Annotated in this window: 15 protein-coding genes; 14 read left to right on the top strand and 1 reads right to left on the bottom strand. The window is 71.2% G+C overall.

Features of this window, described 5'->3' with window-relative positions; translation table 11 throughout:
* The first annotated feature begins 38 nt into the window (after window positions 1-38).
* A complete protein-coding gene (locus ACWD26_RS06735; RefSeq protein ID WP_451266939.1) occupies window positions 39-989 on the top strand; it encodes a 5-dehydro-4-deoxyglucarate dehydratase in 951 nt (316 codons plus the stop codon).
* Window positions 986-2152: a hypothetical protein gene (locus tag ACWD26_RS06730; RefSeq protein WP_451266937.1), complete on the top strand. Its 1167-nt coding sequence runs from the start codon at window positions 986-988 to the stop codon at window positions 2150-2152. The genes ACWD26_RS06735 and ACWD26_RS06730 overlap by 4 nt, the downstream gene beginning before the upstream one ends.
* 59 nt (window positions 2153-2211) lie before the next feature.
* Here the strand turns inward: ACWD26_RS06730 and ACWD26_RS06725 are convergent, their stop codons facing one another.
* Window positions 2212-3435 (bottom strand): MFS transporter, encoded by a 1224-nt coding sequence (locus ACWD26_RS06725; protein WP_451266935.1) that lies wholly within the window; start codon window positions 3433-3435, stop codon window positions 2212-2214.
* Window positions 3436-3620: 185 nt separating this feature from the next.
* Here ACWD26_RS06725 and ACWD26_RS06720 point away from each other — a divergent pair, with 185 nt between their 5' ends.
* The 12 genes from ACWD26_RS06720 (at window position 3621) to ACWD26_RS06665 (ending at window position 17867) form a co-directional block, all read left to right on the top strand.
* A complete protein-coding gene (locus ACWD26_RS06720) occupies window positions 3621-4214 on the top strand; it encodes a TIGR03086 family metal-binding protein (RefSeq protein WP_451267405.1) in 594 nt (197 codons plus the stop codon).
* A gap of 109 nt (window positions 4215-4323) precedes the next feature.
* Complete coding sequence (locus tag ACWD26_RS06715) at window positions 4324-5073, top strand: MBL fold metallo-hydrolase (RefSeq protein WP_451266933.1); 750 nt, start codon at window positions 4324-4326, stop codon at window positions 5071-5073.
* Window positions 5074-5244: 171 nt separating this feature from the next.
* A complete protein-coding gene (locus ACWD26_RS06710; RefSeq protein WP_451266931.1) occupies window positions 5245-5916 on the top strand; it encodes a GntR family transcriptional regulator in 672 nt (223 codons plus the stop codon).
* 158 nt (window positions 5917-6074) lie between these two features.
* Window positions 6075-6986, top strand: a complete 912-nt coding sequence (locus ACWD26_RS06705; protein ID WP_451266929.1) for a dihydrodipicolinate synthase family protein — start codon at window positions 6075-6077, stop codon at window positions 6984-6986.
* A gap of 77 nt (window positions 6987-7063) precedes the next feature.
* Window positions 7064-8785, top strand: coding sequence for an L-arabinonate dehydratase (araD, locus tag ACWD26_RS06700; RefSeq protein ID WP_451267403.1), 1722 nt, complete (start codon window positions 7064-7066; stop codon window positions 8783-8785).
* A gap of 193 nt (window positions 8786-8978) precedes the next feature.
* A complete protein-coding gene (locus ACWD26_RS06695) occupies window positions 8979-9935 on the top strand; it encodes a carbohydrate ABC transporter permease (RefSeq protein WP_451266927.1) in 957 nt (318 codons plus the stop codon).
* Window positions 9932-10834: a carbohydrate ABC transporter permease gene (locus ACWD26_RS06690; RefSeq protein ID WP_451266925.1), complete on the top strand. Its 903-nt coding sequence runs from the start codon at window positions 9932-9934 to the stop codon at window positions 10832-10834. Before ACWD26_RS06695 ends, ACWD26_RS06690 begins: the two co-directional genes overlap by 4 nt.
* Window positions 10831-12147: a pectate lyase family protein gene (locus tag ACWD26_RS06685; RefSeq protein ID WP_451266923.1), complete on the top strand. Its 1317-nt coding sequence runs from the start codon at window positions 10831-10833 to the stop codon at window positions 12145-12147. The genes ACWD26_RS06690 and ACWD26_RS06685 overlap by 4 nt, the downstream gene beginning before the upstream one ends.
* A gap of 5 nt (window positions 12148-12152) precedes the next feature.
* Complete coding sequence (locus tag ACWD26_RS06680; RefSeq protein ID WP_451267401.1) at window positions 12153-13352, top strand: Gfo/Idh/MocA family protein; 1200 nt, start codon at window positions 12153-12155, stop codon at window positions 13350-13352.
* Complete coding sequence (locus tag ACWD26_RS06675) at window positions 13352-14197, top strand: DUF6807 domain-containing protein (RefSeq protein ID WP_451266921.1); 846 nt, start codon at window positions 13352-13354, stop codon at window positions 14195-14197. Before ACWD26_RS06680 ends, ACWD26_RS06675 begins: the two co-directional genes overlap by 1 nt.
* A gap of 53 nt (window positions 14198-14250) precedes the next feature.
* Window positions 14251-15822 carry a family 43 glycosylhydrolase gene (locus ACWD26_RS06670; protein ID WP_451267399.1) on the top strand — a complete coding sequence of 524 codons (1572 nt, stop codon included), beginning with the start codon at window positions 14251-14253 and terminating at the stop codon, window positions 15820-15822.
* 32 nt (window positions 15823-15854) lie between these two features.
* Window positions 15855-17867, top strand: coding sequence for a pectinesterase family protein (locus ACWD26_RS06665; protein ID WP_451266919.1), 2013 nt, complete (start codon window positions 15855-15857; stop codon window positions 17865-17867).
* Window positions 17868-17925 lie beyond the last annotated feature (58 nt).

The following is a 17925-nucleotide window of genomic DNA, read 5'->3' as shown; positions in this document are numbered from 1 at the left end:
ACTCGCGCTGTGACTTTGACTCGGACTTGGGAGCGCCCGTGACGTCAGCCCCTCTCGCCGCCCGGCTCAGGGTCCCCAGCGGACCACTGTTCTTCCCCGTCACGGCGTACGCGCCGGACGGCACGGTCGACCTCGACGCCTGTCGCGCGCACGTCCGCCAGGGGGTCGAGGCCGGGGCCGCCGCGGTCTTCGTCTGCTGCGGCACCGGCGAGTTCCACGCGCTCACGCCCGAGGAGTTCCAGGAGTGCGTACGGGCCGCCGTCACGGAGACGGCCGGCCGGGTGCCCGTCGTGGCCGGCGCGGGCTACGGCACCGCCCTCGCCGTGCGCTACGCCCGACTCGCCGAGGAGGCCGGCGCGGACGGCCTGCTCGCCATGCCGCCCTACCTCGTCGTGGCCGCCCAGGAAGGGCTGCTGCGCCACTACCGGGAACTCGCCGCCGCGACCTCCCTCCCCGTCATCGTCTACCAGCGCGACAACGCCGTGTTCACGCCCGAGACGGTGGTCGAACTGGCCCGCACGGAAGGGATCGTGGGCCTCAAGGACGGCGTCGGCGATCTGGACCTGATGACGCGGATCGTGAGTGCGGTACGGAGCGAAGTACCGAATGACTTCCTGTACTTCAACGGCCTGCCGACCGCCGAGCTGACCCAGCCCGCGTACCGGGGCGTCGGGGTGGACCTGTACTCGTCGGCCGTCTTCTGCTTCGTACCGGAGATCGCCCTCGCGTTCCACCGGGCGCTCGAAGCCGGTGATCGTGCGATCGTGGAACGGCTGCTCGACGGGTTCTACCGGCCCTTCGTCGAACTCCGCGCCCGGGGTCGCGGCTATGCCGTGTCGCTGGTCAAGGCCGGGGTACGGCTACGGGGACTGGACGTGGGAGAGGTACGGCCGCCGCTGCACGAGCCGGCCGAGGAACACGTCAAGCGGCTGGGCGAGTTGATCGAGCGCGGATACGCGCTGCTGGAAGAGTGCCAGGAGGTCAAGTGAAGGCGTCGACGTTCGTCTACCCGTGGGACGTCAACGGGGATCCGGCCGCCGCGGAGCGCATCGCGGGACTGGGCGTACGGCAGGTGACGCTCGCCTCCGCGTACCACTCCACGCGTGCGCTCACCCCCCGCCACCCCCGGCAGCGCATCGTCACCGCCGAGCACGCGGCCGTGCTGTACCCGCCGGGGGCGCGGTGGGAGGGCCGTACGCTGCGGCCGTATCCGGCGGGGCAGTGGGCGCCCGGCGACGCTTTCGGGGAGGCCGCGACGGCGCTCGCGCACGCCGGTCTCGAGGTCCACTCCTGGGTCGTACTCGCGCACAACTCCCGTCTGGGCGCCGAGCATCCCTCGACCTCGGTGGTCAACGCGTACGGGGACCGGTATCCGTGGGCGCCGTGCGTCGCACAGCCCGCCACACGCGAGTACCTCGTCGACCTGGCCGTGGAGGCGGCGGTCCGCCCGGGGGCGCGGGGGACGGAGCTTGAATCGCTGGGCTGGTACGGGATCTCCCACCTGCACGCCCACGACAAGACGGGCGGGGTCGGGCTCGGCGACGCCGGGCAGTACCTGATGTCGCTGTGCTTCTGCGCGACCTGCCGCGACGGGTACGCCGGGGCCGGGCAGGACCCCGACGAGCTGGCGGGCACCGTGCGGGAGGCGCTGGAGCCGTCGTGGCGGGGCGAGGCCGTCGACGAGGGCTGGCCGGCGGTCGAGAAGCTGCTCGGCGCGGAGCGGGCGGCGGGGACGCGGGTGTGGCGCGACGCGATCGCGCGGTCGCTGCAGGAAGCGGCCGTCGGCGCCGTGCGGGCCGCCGCGCCCCCGGGCTTCCAGATCCTGCTGCACTCGGACCCGGTGACGTACCACTGCGGGGCGAACCCCGGGGTCGACCCGGCGCACATCCTGGGTGTGGCCGACGGCGTCGTGGTGCCGTGCGCGGGCGGACCCGGGCTGCTGCCCGCGTTCGCGGAGGCCGGGGCGGAGGGGGCGGTGCTGGCCGCCAACTTCGGCATCGTGTCCGGGATGGGCGGCAGCCCGGTGACGCTGGCCGAGGACGCCGGCCGGGCGGCGGAACTGGGGGCGACGGAACTCCGGCTGTACCACGCGGGGTTGGCGTCGGACCAGGATCTGGCGGCGGTGCGGGAGGCGTTGACGGCGGTGGGGTGAGGCGAGGGCCCACCCGACCGCCGAGGCCGCGCCGTGGGGCCGCGGTGCCGTCGGGTTGTTCAGCGGTGACGCAGCAGTCCGGCCGCTGTGAGGAGGAACGCGGCTCCGACCGTGGCCAGAAGCGCCCCGAGGCCGAGCACGTCCACCACCCCCGCCCCGATCGCCGTGCCGATCGCCGTCGGGGCGAAGAGCAGGGTGTGGGCGGTGGCCGTGGTGCGGCCCAGGAGGCCGGACGGGGTCGCGCTCTGGACCGCTGTGAGCGTGGCCGTCAGGACGCAGGGCAGACCGACGCCGATCGCCGCGCTGCAGGCCAGGGCGAGGATGTCGTTCGGGACCGCGCGGAGGGCCACTGCCGACCCCGTCAGCGCGATCCCGTACGCCGCGAAGGGGAGTTCGCCCAGGCGGCGTAGGAGAGGGCCCGTGATCAGGCCGATGGCGATCGAGCCGGTGCCCTGGGCGACGTGGAGGAGGCCGGTGTACGCGGGGGAGTGGCCGAGGGACTCGACCACCGCGTAGATCAGGGCACCGTTCACGCCGGAGAGCAGCATGGTCGTGCCGCCGGCCAGGACCAGGGGGCGTAGGCGCTTGTCGGCGAGGAGGCGGCGGGCGCCTTCGGCCGTGCGGGCGCGCAGGCCCGGGGTGCGCTGTTCAGCGGCGTGGGGCTCAGGCTCCCCCGCACGCTCCCGCACCCGCACCAACCCGTACAACCCCGCCGCCGCGACGAACGTGGCCGCGTCCAACAGCGCCACCGTCGCCCCGCCGTACGCCGTGTACAGCCCCGCCCCCACCAGCGGGGCCACCAGCTTCATGCTCTCGTTGGCGGTCATGCGCAGCCCGTTGAAGTCGCCGAGGAGGGACTTGTCGACGGCCGTGGTGACCAGGGCCGACTCGGTCGCGTCGTGGACCACGCCGGCCGCGCCGTAGACGAGGAGGACCGCGTAGAGGAGCCACAGGTCGCCCGGGGCGTCGACGGTCAAGAGGGTGGGCAGGAGCGCGGCCAGGGCGAGGTTGGTCGTGACGAGGAGGGCGCGGCGGTGGAGGCGGTCCGCCAGGGTCCCCAGCAGGGGGCCGGCGAGGAGCGGGGCCCACAGGGCGAACGTGCACAGCGCCGCCAGCGCGTCCGAGCCGGTGAGGTCCTTGACCCAGATGCCCGCGACCAGCCACATCGCCGACGAACCCAGGCCCGAGACCACCACTCCGGCCAGGTACAGCCCCGCGTCGCGGTCCCCGAGGACCCGCCTCGCCGCCCATGTCGTCCGTGGCGTCCGTGTCGTGGATGTCATGGCTGGTGATCGTGGTGCTAAGGCCCCGTCGCGGGGATCGGGCGGATGCCCTAGGAATCGTCGCCGGGACAGGTGGGTGCGTGGCGGGAGATGAGTTCTCGGGACGCCGAGGGTCTACCGAACAGAGGAGACCCGCCGTGGGCGAACCACCGCCCCGGCACGCCGTCCCGTCCGAGGAGCACCGCATGACCGACCACGGCTCGACCCTGCTCGACCTCACCCCCCAGACCCGGATCGTCGCCCGTCTCGCCCAGGCCGTCCGTGACGACCAGCTCTCCGGTCCCACCCCCTGTCCGGAGTACGCCGTGCGCCATCTCCTCGGGCATCTGCTCGGGCTGGCCGTCGCCTTCCGGGACGCGGGGCGCAAGGATCTGGGGGAGACGACGGACACCGACCCGCAGGCGGCCGTGCCGGACATCGGGCCGGGCTGGCGGGAGGCGCTGCCGCAGGTGCTCGTCGAGCTCGGTGCGGCCTGGCGGGACCCGGCCGCGTGGACGGGGGAGACCAGGGCGGGCGGGGTGTCGCTGCCGGGGGCCGTCGCCGGTGCCGTGGCGGCGGACGAGCTGATCGTGCACGGCTGGGACCTCGCCCGGGCGACCGGGCAGGCGTACGAATCCGATCCGGCGGTTCTCGCGGCGACGCACTCCTTCCTCGCCGCCTCGGTGGACGACCCCGGGCGCGGCGAGATCTTCGGCCCCGTGGTATCCGTGCCGGACGACGCGCCGCTGCTGGACCGGGTGATCGGTTTGAGCGGACGTGATCCCTTCTGGAAGCCCTGAGGCTCCAGGAGCCCGAAGTTCGTAGGGTTCCGCAAGCCGTGGGAGCGTCCATGAGACAGAACGTGCGAACGCGGCGCGCGCCCCCGCCCGCGTCCGTACGCTCCCGAACATGCCCCTGAGCCTCACCGTCCTCGGCACCGCCTCACCGCACCCCGGCCCCGGTCGGCCCGCCTCCGGCTATCTGCTGCGCGGCGGGGGTGCCGAGATATGGGTGGACGCGGGGTTCGGTACGTTCGCCGAGTTGCAGCGGCACACGGATCCCACCCGGCTCACGGCGATCTGGATCTCCCATCTGCACGCGGACCACAGTGCCGATCTGGTGGCCGCCATGTACGGGTTCGCGTACGGCGGCCTCACCCTGCCCGCGCCGCTGCCCGTCTACGCGCCCGGCGACTGCGCGGAGCGCCTCGCGGGGTTCTTCGGGCGGCCGGACACGACCTTCCTGAGCGGGGTGTTCGACTTCCGTCCCCTGTACGACGGCCACACCGTCCGGCACTGGAACCTCAGCCTCACCGCCCGGGCCGTCGTACACGACGTGGAGGCGTACGGGCTGCGCGCCGAGTGTCAGGGGCGGGTGTTCGCGTACTCGGGGGACAGCGGTCCGTGCGAGGCGCTGACCTCGCTCGCGGGCAGCGCCGACCTGTTCCTGTGCGAGGCGGACGTCGACGCGCATCGCGATGGCGAACCCCGGGTGCATCTCACGCCGGAGGAAGCCGGGACGTACGCCAAGGGCGCGAGCCGGCTGCTGATCACGCATGTGGGGCCCACGCTCACCCCGGAGGGGGCCACCGGGCGAGCGGCCGTCGTCTTCGGCGGTCCCACCGAGAGCGCGCGTGAGGGCGACACCAAGATCGTCTGACCGTCCGCGCCAAGATCATGTGACGGCGAGCACATCTTCTTCTGTCAGAAGCATTGACGAAACCCGGGGCCGCTTCTACCGTCAACGCGTCGTACTTCGTACGTCATATATGAGACGCGATATGGGAGATCCCATACGTGAGATCGCATACGTGAGATCCGAGAGGCGCGCATGACCTCTGTGCCCATGCCGATCCCGTCCCGCACGCAGTTCGTGCTGGAGGGGATCAAACACCGCATCCTCACCGGGCAGCTGACGCCCGGTCAGGCCCTGGTCGAGACCGAGCTGGCCGCGCAGTTCGGGGTGTCCAAGACGCCCGTGCGCGAGGCGCTGAAGACGCTGGCCGGCACCGGCCTCGTCGTGATGAGCCAGTACAAGGGCGTCACGGTGCGCATGGTGGACGCGGACATGGCGCGCGAGGTCTATGACGTACGGCTGCTCCTGGAGCCGGAGGCCCTGCGGCGCTCGGTGCGCCGCGGCGCCCCTTGGGACGCGGCGAGCGACGCGCTGGCCAGGGCCGACGAGGCCACGGACACCGCCGAACGGTCGCTGGCCAACCGGGAGTTCCACCGCGCGCTGTACGTACCGTGCGGCAATCCGCTGCTCGGCCGGATGCTCGACGAGGTGCGCGACCAGGCCGCCCTGGTCTCGGCCGTCGCCTGGGCCGCCGACCCCTCCTGGGAGCGGGAGGCCGCCGAGCACCGGGAGATCCTGCGGCTCGCCCTCGACGGCGACGCCGACGGCGCGGCCGCCGCCCTGCACGCGCACATCGCCTCCTTCGTCGAGCGGGCCTTCCCCGAGGCCCGCGCCGCCGACGGGGCACAGAACGCCCGCACGGCCTAGGGCGCTCCGCAGGAGGTAGGGCGCCCGCGAGACCCGAAGACCCGCACGGCCCGCGAAGCCCGGCAAGCCCCGGAGTCCACGAGGCCCGGTGGGTCGCGCAGCCCAGGAGGCCGCGCGGCCCCCACCGCCTCCGCAGTCCTCGAAGAGGAAGGTCATCAATGAGCAGCGTGACGTTCGAGACCCAACGGACGGCCCTGGCCGACGTGGTGGCCATCCCGGTGACGCCGTTCGCCGAGGACGGCACCGTCGACCAGGGCGCCCACCGGGCCCTGCTGCGTCGGCTGCTCGACGGCGGGATCACCACCCTCACCCCGAACGGCAACACCGGCGAGTTCTACGCCCTCACCCCCGAAGAGCGCCGCCTGGTCACCGAGTTGACGATGGACGAGGTCGGCGACCGGGCCGTGATCCTGGTCGGCGTCGGGCACGACATACCGACGGCCATCGCCTCCGCCGAGCACGCCCGCGAGATCGGCGCGCAGATGGTGATGGTCCATCAGCCCGTTCACCCCTACGTCTCGCAGAGCGGCTGGGTCGACTACCACGGGGCGATCGCGGAGGCCGTGCCCGAGCTGGGCGTGGTGCCCTACATCCGCAACGCACAGCTCACCGGCGACCGGCTCGCCGAGCTCGCCGACGCCTGCCCGAACGTGATCGGGGTCAAATACGCCGTCCCGGACGCCGCGCGCTTCGCCGCCTTCGCCCGCGACGCCGGCCTGGAGCGCTTCGTCTGGGTGGCCGGGCTCGCCGAACCGTACGCACCCTCGTACTTCTCTGCCGGTGCCACCGGCTTCACCTCGGGGCTGGTGAACGTCGCCCCGGCCGTCTCGCTGAACATGATCGAAGCGCTTCGATCGGGTGACTTCCCGGCCGCCATGAAGGTCTGGGAGCAGATCCGCCGCTTCGAGGAGCTGCGCGCCGCCAACGGCTCCGCCAACAACGTCACCGTCGTCAAGGAGGCCCTCGCCTCCCTCGGCCTCTGCCGCCGCGACGTCCGGGCCCCCAGCAGGCAACTGCCCGAGGACGAACGCGCCGAGGTCGCCGCCATAGCCGCCGGGTGGTCGATATGAACAAGCCGGTCGAAGGCACGAACAAGCCGGTCGAAGGCACGAACAAGCCGGTCGAAGACATGAAGAAGCCGGTCGCCATGAAGAAGCCGGAACAACTCAGAAGCCACCAGTGGTACGGCACCGACGGCCTGCGCTCCTTCAGCCACCGGGCCCGTACCCGGCAGCTCGGCTACCTCCCCGAGGAGCACCTCGGCAAGCCGGTCATCGCGATCCTCAACACCTGGTCGGACATCAACCCCTGTCATGTGCACCTCCGGGATCGCGCACAGGCGGTCAAGCGAGGGGTGTGGCAGGCCGGAGGCTTCCCACTGGAGTTCCCGGTCTCGACCCTCTCCGAGACCTTCCAGAAGCCGACCCCCATGCTCTACCGCAACATGCTCGCGATGGAGACCGAGGAGCTGCTCCGCTCGTACCCGGTCGACGGGGCCGTGCTGATGGGCGGCTGCGACAAGTCGACGCCGGCGCTGCTGATGGGCGCGGCGAGCGTCGACCTCCCCACCGTCTTCGTGCCCGCCGGGCCCATGCTGCCGGGGCACTGGCGCAACGAGGTCCTCGGCTCCGGCACCGACATGTGGAAGTACTGGGACGACAAGCGCGCCGGCCTGATCGGCGACTGCGAGATGACCGAGCTGGAGTCCGGTCTCGCGCGCTCGCCGGGGCACTGCATGACGATGGGTACGGCGTCCACGCTCACCGCCGCCGCCGAGGCGCTGGGGGTCACGGTCCCGGGCGCGTCCAGCATCCCGGCCGTCGACTCCGGGCACGACCGCATGGCCGCGGCGGCCGGACTCAGGATCGTCGAACTGGTCCACACGGACCGCAAGTTGAACGACATCCTGACCGCCGAGGCCTTCGAGGACGCCGTGACCACCGTCCTCGGACTCGGCGGGTCCACCAACGCGGTCATCCACCTCATCGCCATGGCCGGCCGCGCGGGCGTCAAGCTCACCCTCGACGACTTCGACCGCATCGCCCGTACGGTCCCGGTGCTGGCCAACGTCCGGCCCGGCGGCCGGACGTACCTGATGGAGGACTTCCACTTCGCGGGCGGCCTGCCCGGTTTCCTGTCCCGGATCACCGACCTGCTCCACCTGGACCGGCCGACCGTCTCGTACGACACGATGCGCGAGCAACTCGACGGCGCGCTCGTGCACAACGACGACGTGATCCGCACCCGGGACAACCCGGTCGCCACCGAGGGCGGCGTCGCCGTCCTGCGCGGCAACCTCTGCCCGGACGGCGCGGTCATCAAGCACATCTCGGCCGAGCCGCACCTGCTCAAGCACACCGGTCCGGCGGTCGTCTTCGACGACTACAGGACCATGCAGCGGACCATCAACGACCCGTCCCTCGGCATCACCGCCGACAGTGTCCTGGTGCTGCGCAACGCCGGGCCCAAGGGCGGGCCGGGCATGCCCGAGTACGGGATGCTGCCCATCCCCGACCACCTGCTGAAGCAGGGCGTACGGGACATGGTGCGGATCTCCGACGCCCGGATGAGCGGGACGAGCTACGGCGCCTGCGCGCTGCACGTGGCGCCGGAGTCGTACGTCGGCGGGCCCCTCGCCCTCGTACGCACCGGCGACTCGATCACCCTCGACGTCGAGGCCCGCACCCTCCAACTCAACGTGGACGACGAGGAGTTGGAGCGCCGTCGAGCGGAGTGGACCCCACCGCCCACCCGCTACGAGCGCGGCTACGGCGCCCTCTACAACGACCAGATCACCCAGGCCGACACCGGCTGCGACTTCGAGTTCCTGGCCAGACCGGGCAAGGTCCCGGACCCGTACGCGGGGTGAACAACTCGACCGACCCGAGGCCCAGGTCTTTTAGGGGCGCGGGGAACTGCGCGAACAACCCCAACGCACCCGCACCCGCCACTCCACCGCAAGTGGCACCCCGTACCGCGCGATCCAGCACACCCCTGCACATCGAGAAAGCGCTTCCTGCACGACAACGCACCACGACGTACCCAGAAACGGAGCCCCAGTCATGGCCCAAGCCGCAGCCGTGGCGAAACCGCCCGCGCCGCCCCGGCGGAGCCGTGCGCGGAGCCGTGCGCGCCGTGTCTCCGCGACCCCGCGCAGGCTGCCGTACCTGCTGATCGCCCCGGCCGCCCTGCTCATGCTGGGCTTCATCGCCTACCCGGTCATCAGCGTCTTCTACTACAGCCTGCAGAACTACAACCCCACGAAACCCTGGCGGAACGGCTTCGCCGGCTTCGACAACTTCGTCCACGCCTTCACCGAGGACCCCCTGTTCTGGGACACCCTCGTGTTCAGCGCCAAGTGGGTGATCGTCGAGGTCTCGCTGCAGCTGCTGTTCGGTCTCGCCCTCGCGCTGATCGTCAACCAGACGTTCGTCGGACGAGCCCTCGGCCGCGCGCTGGTCTTCTCGCCCTGGGCCGTCTCCGGTGTGCTGACCTCCGCGATCTGGGTGCTCCTCTACAACTCCCAGACCGGCATCACCCGTTACCTCGCGGACATGGGCATCGGTGAGTACGGCACCAGCTGGCTCTCCGACACCTCCACCGTCTTCTCGGCGGCGATCGTCGCCGACCTGTGGCGCGGTGTCCCCTTCTTCGCGATCCTCATCCTCGCCGACCTCCAGTCCATCTCGAAGGACCTGTACGAGGCCGCCGAGGTCGACGGCGCCAGCCGCGTCCGGCAGTTCCTGCACATCACGCTGCCGCACCTGAAGGACGCGATCATCCTCTCCACGCTGCTTCGCGCGGTGTGGGAGTTCAACAACGTCGACCTGCTCTACACCCTGACGGGCGGCGGACCGGCCGGAGTGACCACGACCCTCCCGCTGTACATCGCCAACACCTCCGTCGACGCCCACAACTTCGGCTACGCGTCCGCCCTGACCACGGTCGCGTTCGTGATCCTGCTCTTCTGCTCGATGGTCTATCTGCGGCTGAGCAAGTTCGGAGGCGAGTCCAAGTGATCACCAAGGACGCCGAGAGGACCGTACCGGTGACGTCCGCGCCCGCGGCCGAGGAGCCCCCGCAGCGGCCCGGCAAGACCCGCCGCGCCTGGGACGAGGTGCCGCGCTGGCAGATCTATCTGCCGCTGGGGGTCTACCTGGTCTTCACCCTCGTCCCCTTCTACTGGATCCTGCTCTTCGCGCTCCGCAAGCCCGGCTCGACCTCGCTCGTGCCCTGGCCCATCACCTTCGAGCACTTCGAGAAGGTGTGGAACGAGCGCAGCTTCGGGGTCTATTTCCAGAACAGCGTCCTGGTCGGTGTCGTGACGCTGGTGATGACCACGCTGGTCGCCCTGGCCGGCGGCTACGCCCTCGCCCGCTTCGACTTCAAGATCAAGCGCGGGTTCATGCTGGCGCTGCTGTGCTCCCAGTTCGTCCCGGGCGCGCTGCTCCTCGTCCCGCTGTTCCAGATCTTCGCCGAGCTGCGGATGATCAACTCGCTCGGCAGTGTCATCCTCGCCGAGACGGTCTTCCAACTGCCGCTGTCGATCATCCTGATCAGCAACTTCATCAAGAACGTGCCGTATTCGCTGGAGGAAGCGGCCTGGGTCGACGGCTGCAACCGGTTCACCGCCTTCCGGGTGGTCGTGCTGCCGCTGCTGCGGCCCGGTCTGATCGCCGTCGGTTCCTTCGCCTTCGTGCACTCCTGGAACCACTTCCTGTTCGCCCTGATGTTCCTCAACAACCAGGCCAAGCAGACCATCCCGGTCGGCCTGAACACGCTGCTGAGTGCGGACAGCGTCGACCTGGGCGCACTGGCGGCCGGCGGCATCATCGCCGCCGTCCCGGTGGTCATCGTCTTCGCCTTCATCCAGAAGTGGCTCATCACGGGCTTCAGCGCCGGGGCGGTGAAGGGATGAGACTCCAGGGACTCGCCAAGCGGAGGGGTGTACAACTGCTCGCCCTGGCGGGGGCATTGGGCTTCACGCTCACCACCCCGGCCGGGGCCGGGTCCCGGGACATCAGCCGGGACACGCTCGCGGCGGACGACGGCTGGGCCGCGGCCGACGGTGGTACCACGGGGGGTTCCACCGCCGACGACGCCCATGTCTTCACCGTACGCACCCGGAGCGAGCTGGTCCGCGCGCTCGACGGCGGCAGCGCCACCCCCAAGATCATCCGGATCGCGGGGACCATCGACGCCAACACCGGCGACGACGGCCGGCGGCTCGACTGCGCCGACTACGCGACCGACGGCTACGACCTGAAGGAGTACCTGGCCGCGTACGACCCGCGCACCTGGGGTTCCGCCAAGCCCGGCGGCCCCCAGGAGGAGGCCCGACAGGCGTCGGCGGCGAAGCAGGCCGAGCGGGTGGAGCTGGCCGTCGGCTCCCACACCACGATCGTCGGCCTCAAGGGCGCGGTCCTCAAGGGCGCCAGCCTCCAGCTCAAGGGCGCGGACAACGTGATCATCCGCAATCTCGAACTCCGCGACGCCTACGACTGCTTCCCCGTCTGGCAGCCCAACACCGGCGGCCTCGGCGACTGGAAGACGGCGTACGACAACATCTGGGTGCGCGGCTCCAGCCACGTCTGGATCGACCACGTCACCGTCACCGACAAGGGCCACTACGACGAGGACGAGCCGACGTACTTCGGCCGCAACTACCTCCGCCACGACGGCCTGCTCGACATCACCAACGCGTCCGACCTGGTCACCGTCTCCTGGAGCCGCTTCGCCGACCACGACAAGGGCATCCTCATCGGCAACGGCGACACGGCCACCGCCGACCGGGGCAGGCTCCGGGTGACGCTGCACCACAACCAGTTCGAGAACGTCGTCCAGCGCGCGCCGCGCGTCCGCTTCGGGCAGGTGCACCTCTACAACAACCGCTACGTCGTCCCGGCCCGCGCCCACGACTACCGCTACTCCCTGGGCGTCTCCACCGAGTCCGCCGTGTACGCGGAGAACAACGCGTTCACCACGCCCGGGCACGTCGAGGTCGCCGACCTGGTGAAGAGCTGGAACGGCACCGCCCTGCACCAGACGGGCACCCTCTTCAACGGCTATCCGGTGGATCTCCTGGCCATCCACAACGCCTACAACTCCGGCAGCGAGCGTGATCTCACGGCCGACGTGGGCTGGACGCCTACCCTGCACCAGAAGATCGACAGCGCCGGGAAGGCCGACCGAGAGGTGGCACGCGGCGCGGGCGCAGGGAGGATCCGATGACCCCGATGAACCCGATGAACCAGAAGAACCCGCACACCACCTCGTACGGCACCCCGCTGCCGCTCGTCCTCGCGGGCGCCCGGGGCCACGGCCGCTGGCACCTGGAGAACATCCGCCGTCTCGCGGACAAGGGCATCGTCCGGCTCGCCGGCATCTGCGAGCTGACCCCGCTGGGCGCGGACGAGATCCCGGACGGCCTCGGCACGCCCGAGCAGTCCGCCGACTTCGGGGCGCTCCTCGACTCCACGGGCGCGGCGATCGCGGTGATCTGCACCCCGATCCCCACCCACACCGACCTGGCCCTGACGGCGGCCGAACGGGGCGTCCACGTCCTGCTGGAGAAGCCGCCGGCCCCGTCGTACGCCGAGTTCCGCCGGATGGCGGAGGGGGTGACCGCCGCCGGAGTGGTCTGCCAGATCGGCTTCCAGTCGCTGGGCTCGCACGCCGTGCCCGCGATCCGGAAGATGGTCGCGGACGGCCTGATCGGCGAGGTCGTCGGCATCGGCGGCGCCGGGGCCTGGGCCCGCGCCGAGGCGTACTACCGGCGGGCCCCCTGGGCGGGCAAGCGGCGCATGAACGGCGTCGACGTGATCGACGGGGCGCTCACCAACCCCCTCGCGCACGCCGTCGCCACCGGGTTCGCGCTCGGTGGCGCCCCCCGCGCCGAGGACGTCACCGCCATCGAGACCGAGCTGCTGCGCGCCAACGACATCGAGTCCGACGACACCTCGTGCGTGCGGATCACCACCGCCGACGGCGGCCGGATCACCGTCGCGGCCACGCTGTGCGCCGAGGACCCGGACGAGCCGTACAACGTCGTCCACGGCACCAGCGGCCGGATCACCTACTGGTACAAGCAGGACCGCGTGCTCGTCCAGCGGGCCGGACACGGCCCGGAGGAGATCGAGTACGGCCGTACCGACCTGCTGGAGAACCTCGTCGACCATCTCGTCGACGGCACCGACCTGCTCGTCCCGCCGGAGGTGACCGGCGCGTTCATGAAGGTCGTCGAGGCGATCCGCACCGCCCCGGACCCGATCGCGCTGCCGGCCGGTGCCTGGCACCTGCTGCCCGAGGAGGACCGCCGGGTCGTCGACGGCATCGACGGCCTCGTCGCGGCAGCCGCCGACAACCTCGCCCTCTACTCCGAACTCGGCGCCCCCTGGGCGCTTCCCGAAACACCGGCGAAAGAGGTGAGCACCTGATGACGACCGACGAGTCCCTGGTCCTGCGTGTGGCCGGCCGCCCGGTGGGCCGTTACCTCACCCGGCCCGAACTGCCGGACCGGCTCTCCCCGCGCCCCTGTCTGCATCCCGTCACCACCCTGTCCGGTACGGCGGTCACCGAGCTGAGCCCCGCCGACCACCTCCACCACCTCGGCGTCGGTGTCGCCGTTCCCGACGTCGAGGGGCACAACTTCTGGGGCGGGCGGACCTATGTCCGTGACCAGGGACCGACCGAGCTCGACAACCACGGCTCCCAGCGCCACACCGCCTTCCAGCTGCGCGACCCCGACGGCTTCGTCGAGGAGCTGCGCTGGGTGGCGTCCGGCCGGGAGCTGCTGCGCGAGCGCCGCACGGTCGCGGCCACCGAACTGACGGACACCGCCTGGGCGTTGGACTTCACCTTCTCGCTCACCAACATCACCGACGCCCCGGTGTCGATCGGCAGCCCCGCCACCAACGGCCGGCCCGGCGCCGCGTACGGCGGCTTCTTCTGGCGGGCCCGCAAGGAGGCCGCGGCACCCCGTGTCTTCACCGCCGACGCGGAGGGTGAGTCGGAGGTCCACGGCAGCCGCGCCGACTGGCTCGCCCTGGTCGGCGGCGCCTGGACGCTCGTCTTCGCGGGCGCCACGGAGACCACCCGCCGCGACCCGTGGTTCGTGCGCGCCGACGAGTACCCGGGCGTCGGCTCCTCCCTCGCCCCCACCGACCGCCTCCCGATCGAGCCGGGCGGGACGGCCGTACGCCGGGTCGTCACCGTCGTCGCCGACGGCAGCCTCGACCGGGGCGAGGCGGCGGCCCTCGTCCGCAAGGCGGTGAGCCCGTGAGCGAGATATCCGGAGCCACGGCCGGTGCGCCCGCCACGGCCGGTGCGCCCGTCATGGCCGGTGCTTCCGTCACCGCCTCCGCGCCCGCCTTCTCAGCGGACCTGGGCGACGGGACGTACCGCAATCCGATCCTCGACGCCGACTGGTCCGACCCCGATGTCCTGCGCGTGGCCGACGACTTCTATATGACCGCCTCCAGCTTCGGCCGGGCCCCGGGCCTTCCCCTGCTCCACTCCCGGGACCTTGTCAACTGGACGCTCGTCGGCCACGCGCTCCCCCTCCTCGAACCGGCCGCCGAGTTCAAGGTCCCGCGCCACGACTGCGGGGTGTGGGCGCCCTCGCTGTGCCACTTCGACGACCGGTTCTGGATCTTCTGGGGCGACCCCGACCACGGCATCTACCAGGTCAACGCCCCGGGAATCAGGGGCCCTTGGACCCGCCCGCACCTGGTCAAGGAGGGCAAGGGACTCATCGACCCCTGCCCGCTGTGGGACGAGGAGACCGGCGAGGCGTACCTCGTGCACGCCTGGGCCAAGTCCCGCTCCGGGATCAAGAACCGGCTCACCGGGCACCGGATGCGGCCGGACGGCACCGGAGTGCTCGACGAGGGCAAGGTCGTCGTCGACGCGGACCGGCTCCCCGGCTGGTTCACCCTGGAAGGGCCCAAGCTCTACCACCACGACGGCTGGTACTGGATCTTCGCCCCCGCCGGGGGAGTGGAGACCGGCTGGCAGGGCGTCTTCCGCTCCCGCGAGTTCTTCGGCCCGTACGAGGAGCGGATCGTCCTGGAGCAGAAGGACACCGACGTCAACGGGCCGCACCAGGGCGGCTGGGTGCGCACGGCGGCCGACGAGGACTGGTTCCTGCACTTTCAGCAGCGCGGCGCCTACGGCAGGGTCGTCCATCTCCAGCCGATGCGCTGGGGCTCGGACGGCTGGCCCGTGCTCGGCGACGAGGGCGCCCCCGTCGCCGTACACCGCAAGCCGGAGCTGCCGCCGCAGCCGCCGGCCGCGCCCGCCACCGACGACGACTTCCCCGGCGGCCGCTTCGGACGCCAGTGGCAGTGGACCGCGAACCCCCAGGACGGCTGGGCCACCCAGCACTCCGGGGACGGGCTGCGGCTCACGTGCGTGCGCTCCGTGCACGCGCACGACCTGCGAAAACTGGCGAATGTGCTCACACAGCGGCTGCCGGGGATCCCCGCCGTCATCGAGGTCGAACTGAGTCTCGACAGCGAGGATCCGGGGGCGCGGGCGGGGCTCGCCGTGCTCGGGGACGCGTTCCGCTGGATCGGGCTCCAGCGGGGCGCCGACGGGAGCGTGCACCTCGTCCACCGGTTCGCCGAGACCGTCGCCGACCGGGAACGGGACGCCGGCCATCCGCGCCCGGCACCCGAGGGGCGCGCCCGGCTGCGCATCGAGACCCGGGCCGGGGCCCGCTGCCACTTCTCCTACGACGTGGGGGAGGGGTGGGAGCCCTCGGGACAGGTCTTCGCCGCCACCCCCTGGCGCTGGGTCGGCGCCCTGCTCGGCCTCTTCGCGGTCGCGCCCACCGGCGGGGGACACGCCGGGGCGGCCACGTTCACGCAGTTCCGGATCACCGCCACGAGAACCACGACCGCCTGACCCCGGTCTTCGTACGCCTGTTGGGAGCCGCAATGACGCACCTCCGTAGCAAGCGCTTGCCGCATCGAGGGAGAACCTACGCCGCCGTCACCGCCCTGATCGCCTCGTTCGTCGTCGGCGCGTTCACCCCGGCGGAGGCCGCCGCGTTCACCCCGGCGGAGCCCGCGGAACCGGTGGCGACGACCTCGACCCCCCGATGGGGCGACAAGCCCCACGGTTTCGCCTCCCTCGACGGCGGCACCACCGGCGGCGCGGGCGGCAAGGTCGTGACCGTCACCGACCAGCCCTCGCTGGTCAAGTACGCGTCCGCCGAGGAGCCGTACATCATCCGGGTGGCCGGCGCGATCGACGTCGAGCCCTTCGGCTCGGACATCGTCGTGACCTCCGACAAGACGATCATCGGCGTCGGTGACACCGGCGAGATCGTCCACGGGGAACTGCACCTCAACCCCGGTACCAGCAACGTCATCATCCGCAACCTGACGATCCGGGACTCCTACGTCGAGGGCGACTGGGACGGCAAGACGACCGACTTCGACGCGATCCAGATGGACACCGTCGACCACGTCTGGATCGACCACAACCGCTTCGAGCACATGGGTGACGGACTGCTCGACATCCGCAAGGACAGCCGGTACGTCACCGTCTCCTACAACCAGTTCAAGAACCACAACAAGGCCCTCGGCATCGGCTGGACCACCAACGTCCAGACCGAGATCACCATCGACCACAACTGGTTCACCGGCACCAAACAGCGCAATCCTTCGGCGGACAACTGCGCCTACGCGCACCTCTACAACAACTACCTCTCCGCGCAGGTGGCCGACGGCGACCCCGTGTGGACGTACGGGAACTGGGCGCGCGGCAGGACCAGGATGGTCATCGAGAACAGCTACTACCGGGACGTCCAGCACCCCTACCAGGCCGATGCCACCGCCGAGCTGGTGCAGCGCGGGTCGATCCTGAAGAACGTCACCGGACGCCGGGAGGCGTGGGGTACGGCCTTCGAGCCGAAGGACTTCTACGACTACCGGCTCGACCCGGCCGCCGCCGTCCCCGCCCTGGTCACGCGCTTCTCCGGCCCGCAGAAGAAGATCGGCACGAACACGGTGCTGAACGTCCCCGGTGACTACCCGACCGTGCAGACCGCCGTGGACGCGGTGCCCGCCGGCAACGACGGCACCGTCACCCTCCGCATCGCGCCCGGCGTCCACCGCGCGAAGGTCCTCATCCCCGCGAACAAGCCCGACTTGGTGCTGCAGGGGACTGGACAGGACCGCTCGGACACCGTCATCGTCTACGACACGCCCGCCGCGAACGGCGGCTCCAACGGCAGCGCCACCGTGCGGATCCTCGCCAGTGACGTGACCGCCCGCAACCTCACCTTCAGCAACGACTTCGACGAGGCCGCGCACGAGCTGAACGGCGAGCAGGCGCTGGCGGTGAAGACGACCGGCGACCGGATCGTCTTCGAGAACACGGCCTTCCTGGGCAACCAGGACACCCTGATGACCGACAGCCCCAGGCTCGACGTCATCAGCCGCGTCTACATCCGCGACTCGTACATCGAGGGCGATGTCGACTTCATCTACGGCCGCGCCACGACCGTCATCGAGCGGTCGCTGATCAGGGCGCTCAGCCGTGGCTCGGACAGCAACAACGGCTACATCACGGCCGCCTCGACCTGGAAGGACAACCCCTACGGCTTCCTGATCACCAGGTCGAAGGTCGTCAGCGACGCGCCTGCCGGGACCTACCACCTGGGCCGTCCCTGGCACCCCGGCGGCGAGCCGAACGCCGTCGCCCAGGTGCTCTTCCGCGACACGGAGCTGCCCGCCGCGATCAAGTCGTCGCCGTGGACCGACATGAGCGGCTTCTCGTGGAAGGACGCGCGGTTCACGGAGTACCGCACCTACGGGCCGGGCGCCGGTGCGACCGCCGACCGTCCGCAGCTCTCCCCCGCGGACGCCTCGGCCTACACGGTCGCCAAGTACCTCGCCGGGACGGACGGTTGGGCGCCGCACCTCGGGCGCGCCGGCCGCTGACCGAAGCCCCGGCGACAGAGAGAACAGACCCCCCACAACTTCATAACCCTCGTATCCA

This window comes from Streptomyces sp. NPDC002787, from assembly GCF_053592095.1.
The sequence above is the reverse complement of the archived record's forward strand: the minus strand, read 5'-3'. Positions and strand labels throughout refer to the sequence as shown.

Excerpts from the sequence above, each read along its gene's own strand:
- ACWD26_RS06665 (WP_451266919.1), top strand. The coding sequence starts at position 15,855 with ATGACGCACCTCCGTAGCAAGCGCTTGCCGCATCGAGGGAGAACCTAC.
- ACWD26_RS06685 (WP_451266923.1), top strand. The coding sequence starts at position 10,831 with ATGAGACTCCAGGGACTCGCCAAGCGGAGGGGTGTACAACTGCTCGCC.
- ACWD26_RS06720 (WP_451267405.1), top strand. The coding sequence starts at position 3,621 with ATGACCGACCACGGCTCGACCCTGCTCGACCTCACCCCCCAGACCCGG.
- araD (WP_451267403.1), top strand. The coding sequence starts at position 7,064 with ATGAAGAAGCCGGAACAACTCAGAAGCCACCAGTGGTACGGCACCGAC.
- ACWD26_RS06695 (WP_451266927.1), top strand. The coding sequence starts at position 8,979 with ATGGCCCAAGCCGCAGCCGTGGCGAAACCGCCCGCGCCGCCCCGGCGG.
- ACWD26_RS06725 (WP_451266935.1), bottom strand. The coding sequence starts at position 3,435 with ATGACATCCACGACACGGACGCCACGGACGACATGGGCGGCGAGGCGG.
- ACWD26_RS06710 (WP_451266931.1), top strand. The coding sequence starts at position 5,245 with ATGACCTCTGTGCCCATGCCGATCCCGTCCCGCACGCAGTTCGTGCTG.
- ACWD26_RS06680 (WP_451267401.1), top strand. The coding sequence starts at position 12,153 with ATGAACCCGATGAACCAGAAGAACCCGCACACCACCTCGTACGGCACC.
- ACWD26_RS06670 (WP_451267399.1), top strand. The coding sequence starts at position 14,251 with ATGGCCGGTGCTTCCGTCACCGCCTCCGCGCCCGCCTTCTCAGCGGAC.
- ACWD26_RS06715 (WP_451266933.1), top strand. The coding sequence starts at position 4,324 with ATGCCCCTGAGCCTCACCGTCCTCGGCACCGCCTCACCGCACCCCGGC.
- ACWD26_RS06705 (WP_451266929.1), top strand. The coding sequence starts at position 6,075 with ATGAGCAGCGTGACGTTCGAGACCCAACGGACGGCCCTGGCCGACGTG.
- ACWD26_RS06675 (WP_451266921.1), top strand. The coding sequence starts at position 13,352 with ATGACGACCGACGAGTCCCTGGTCCTGCGTGTGGCCGGCCGCCCGGTG.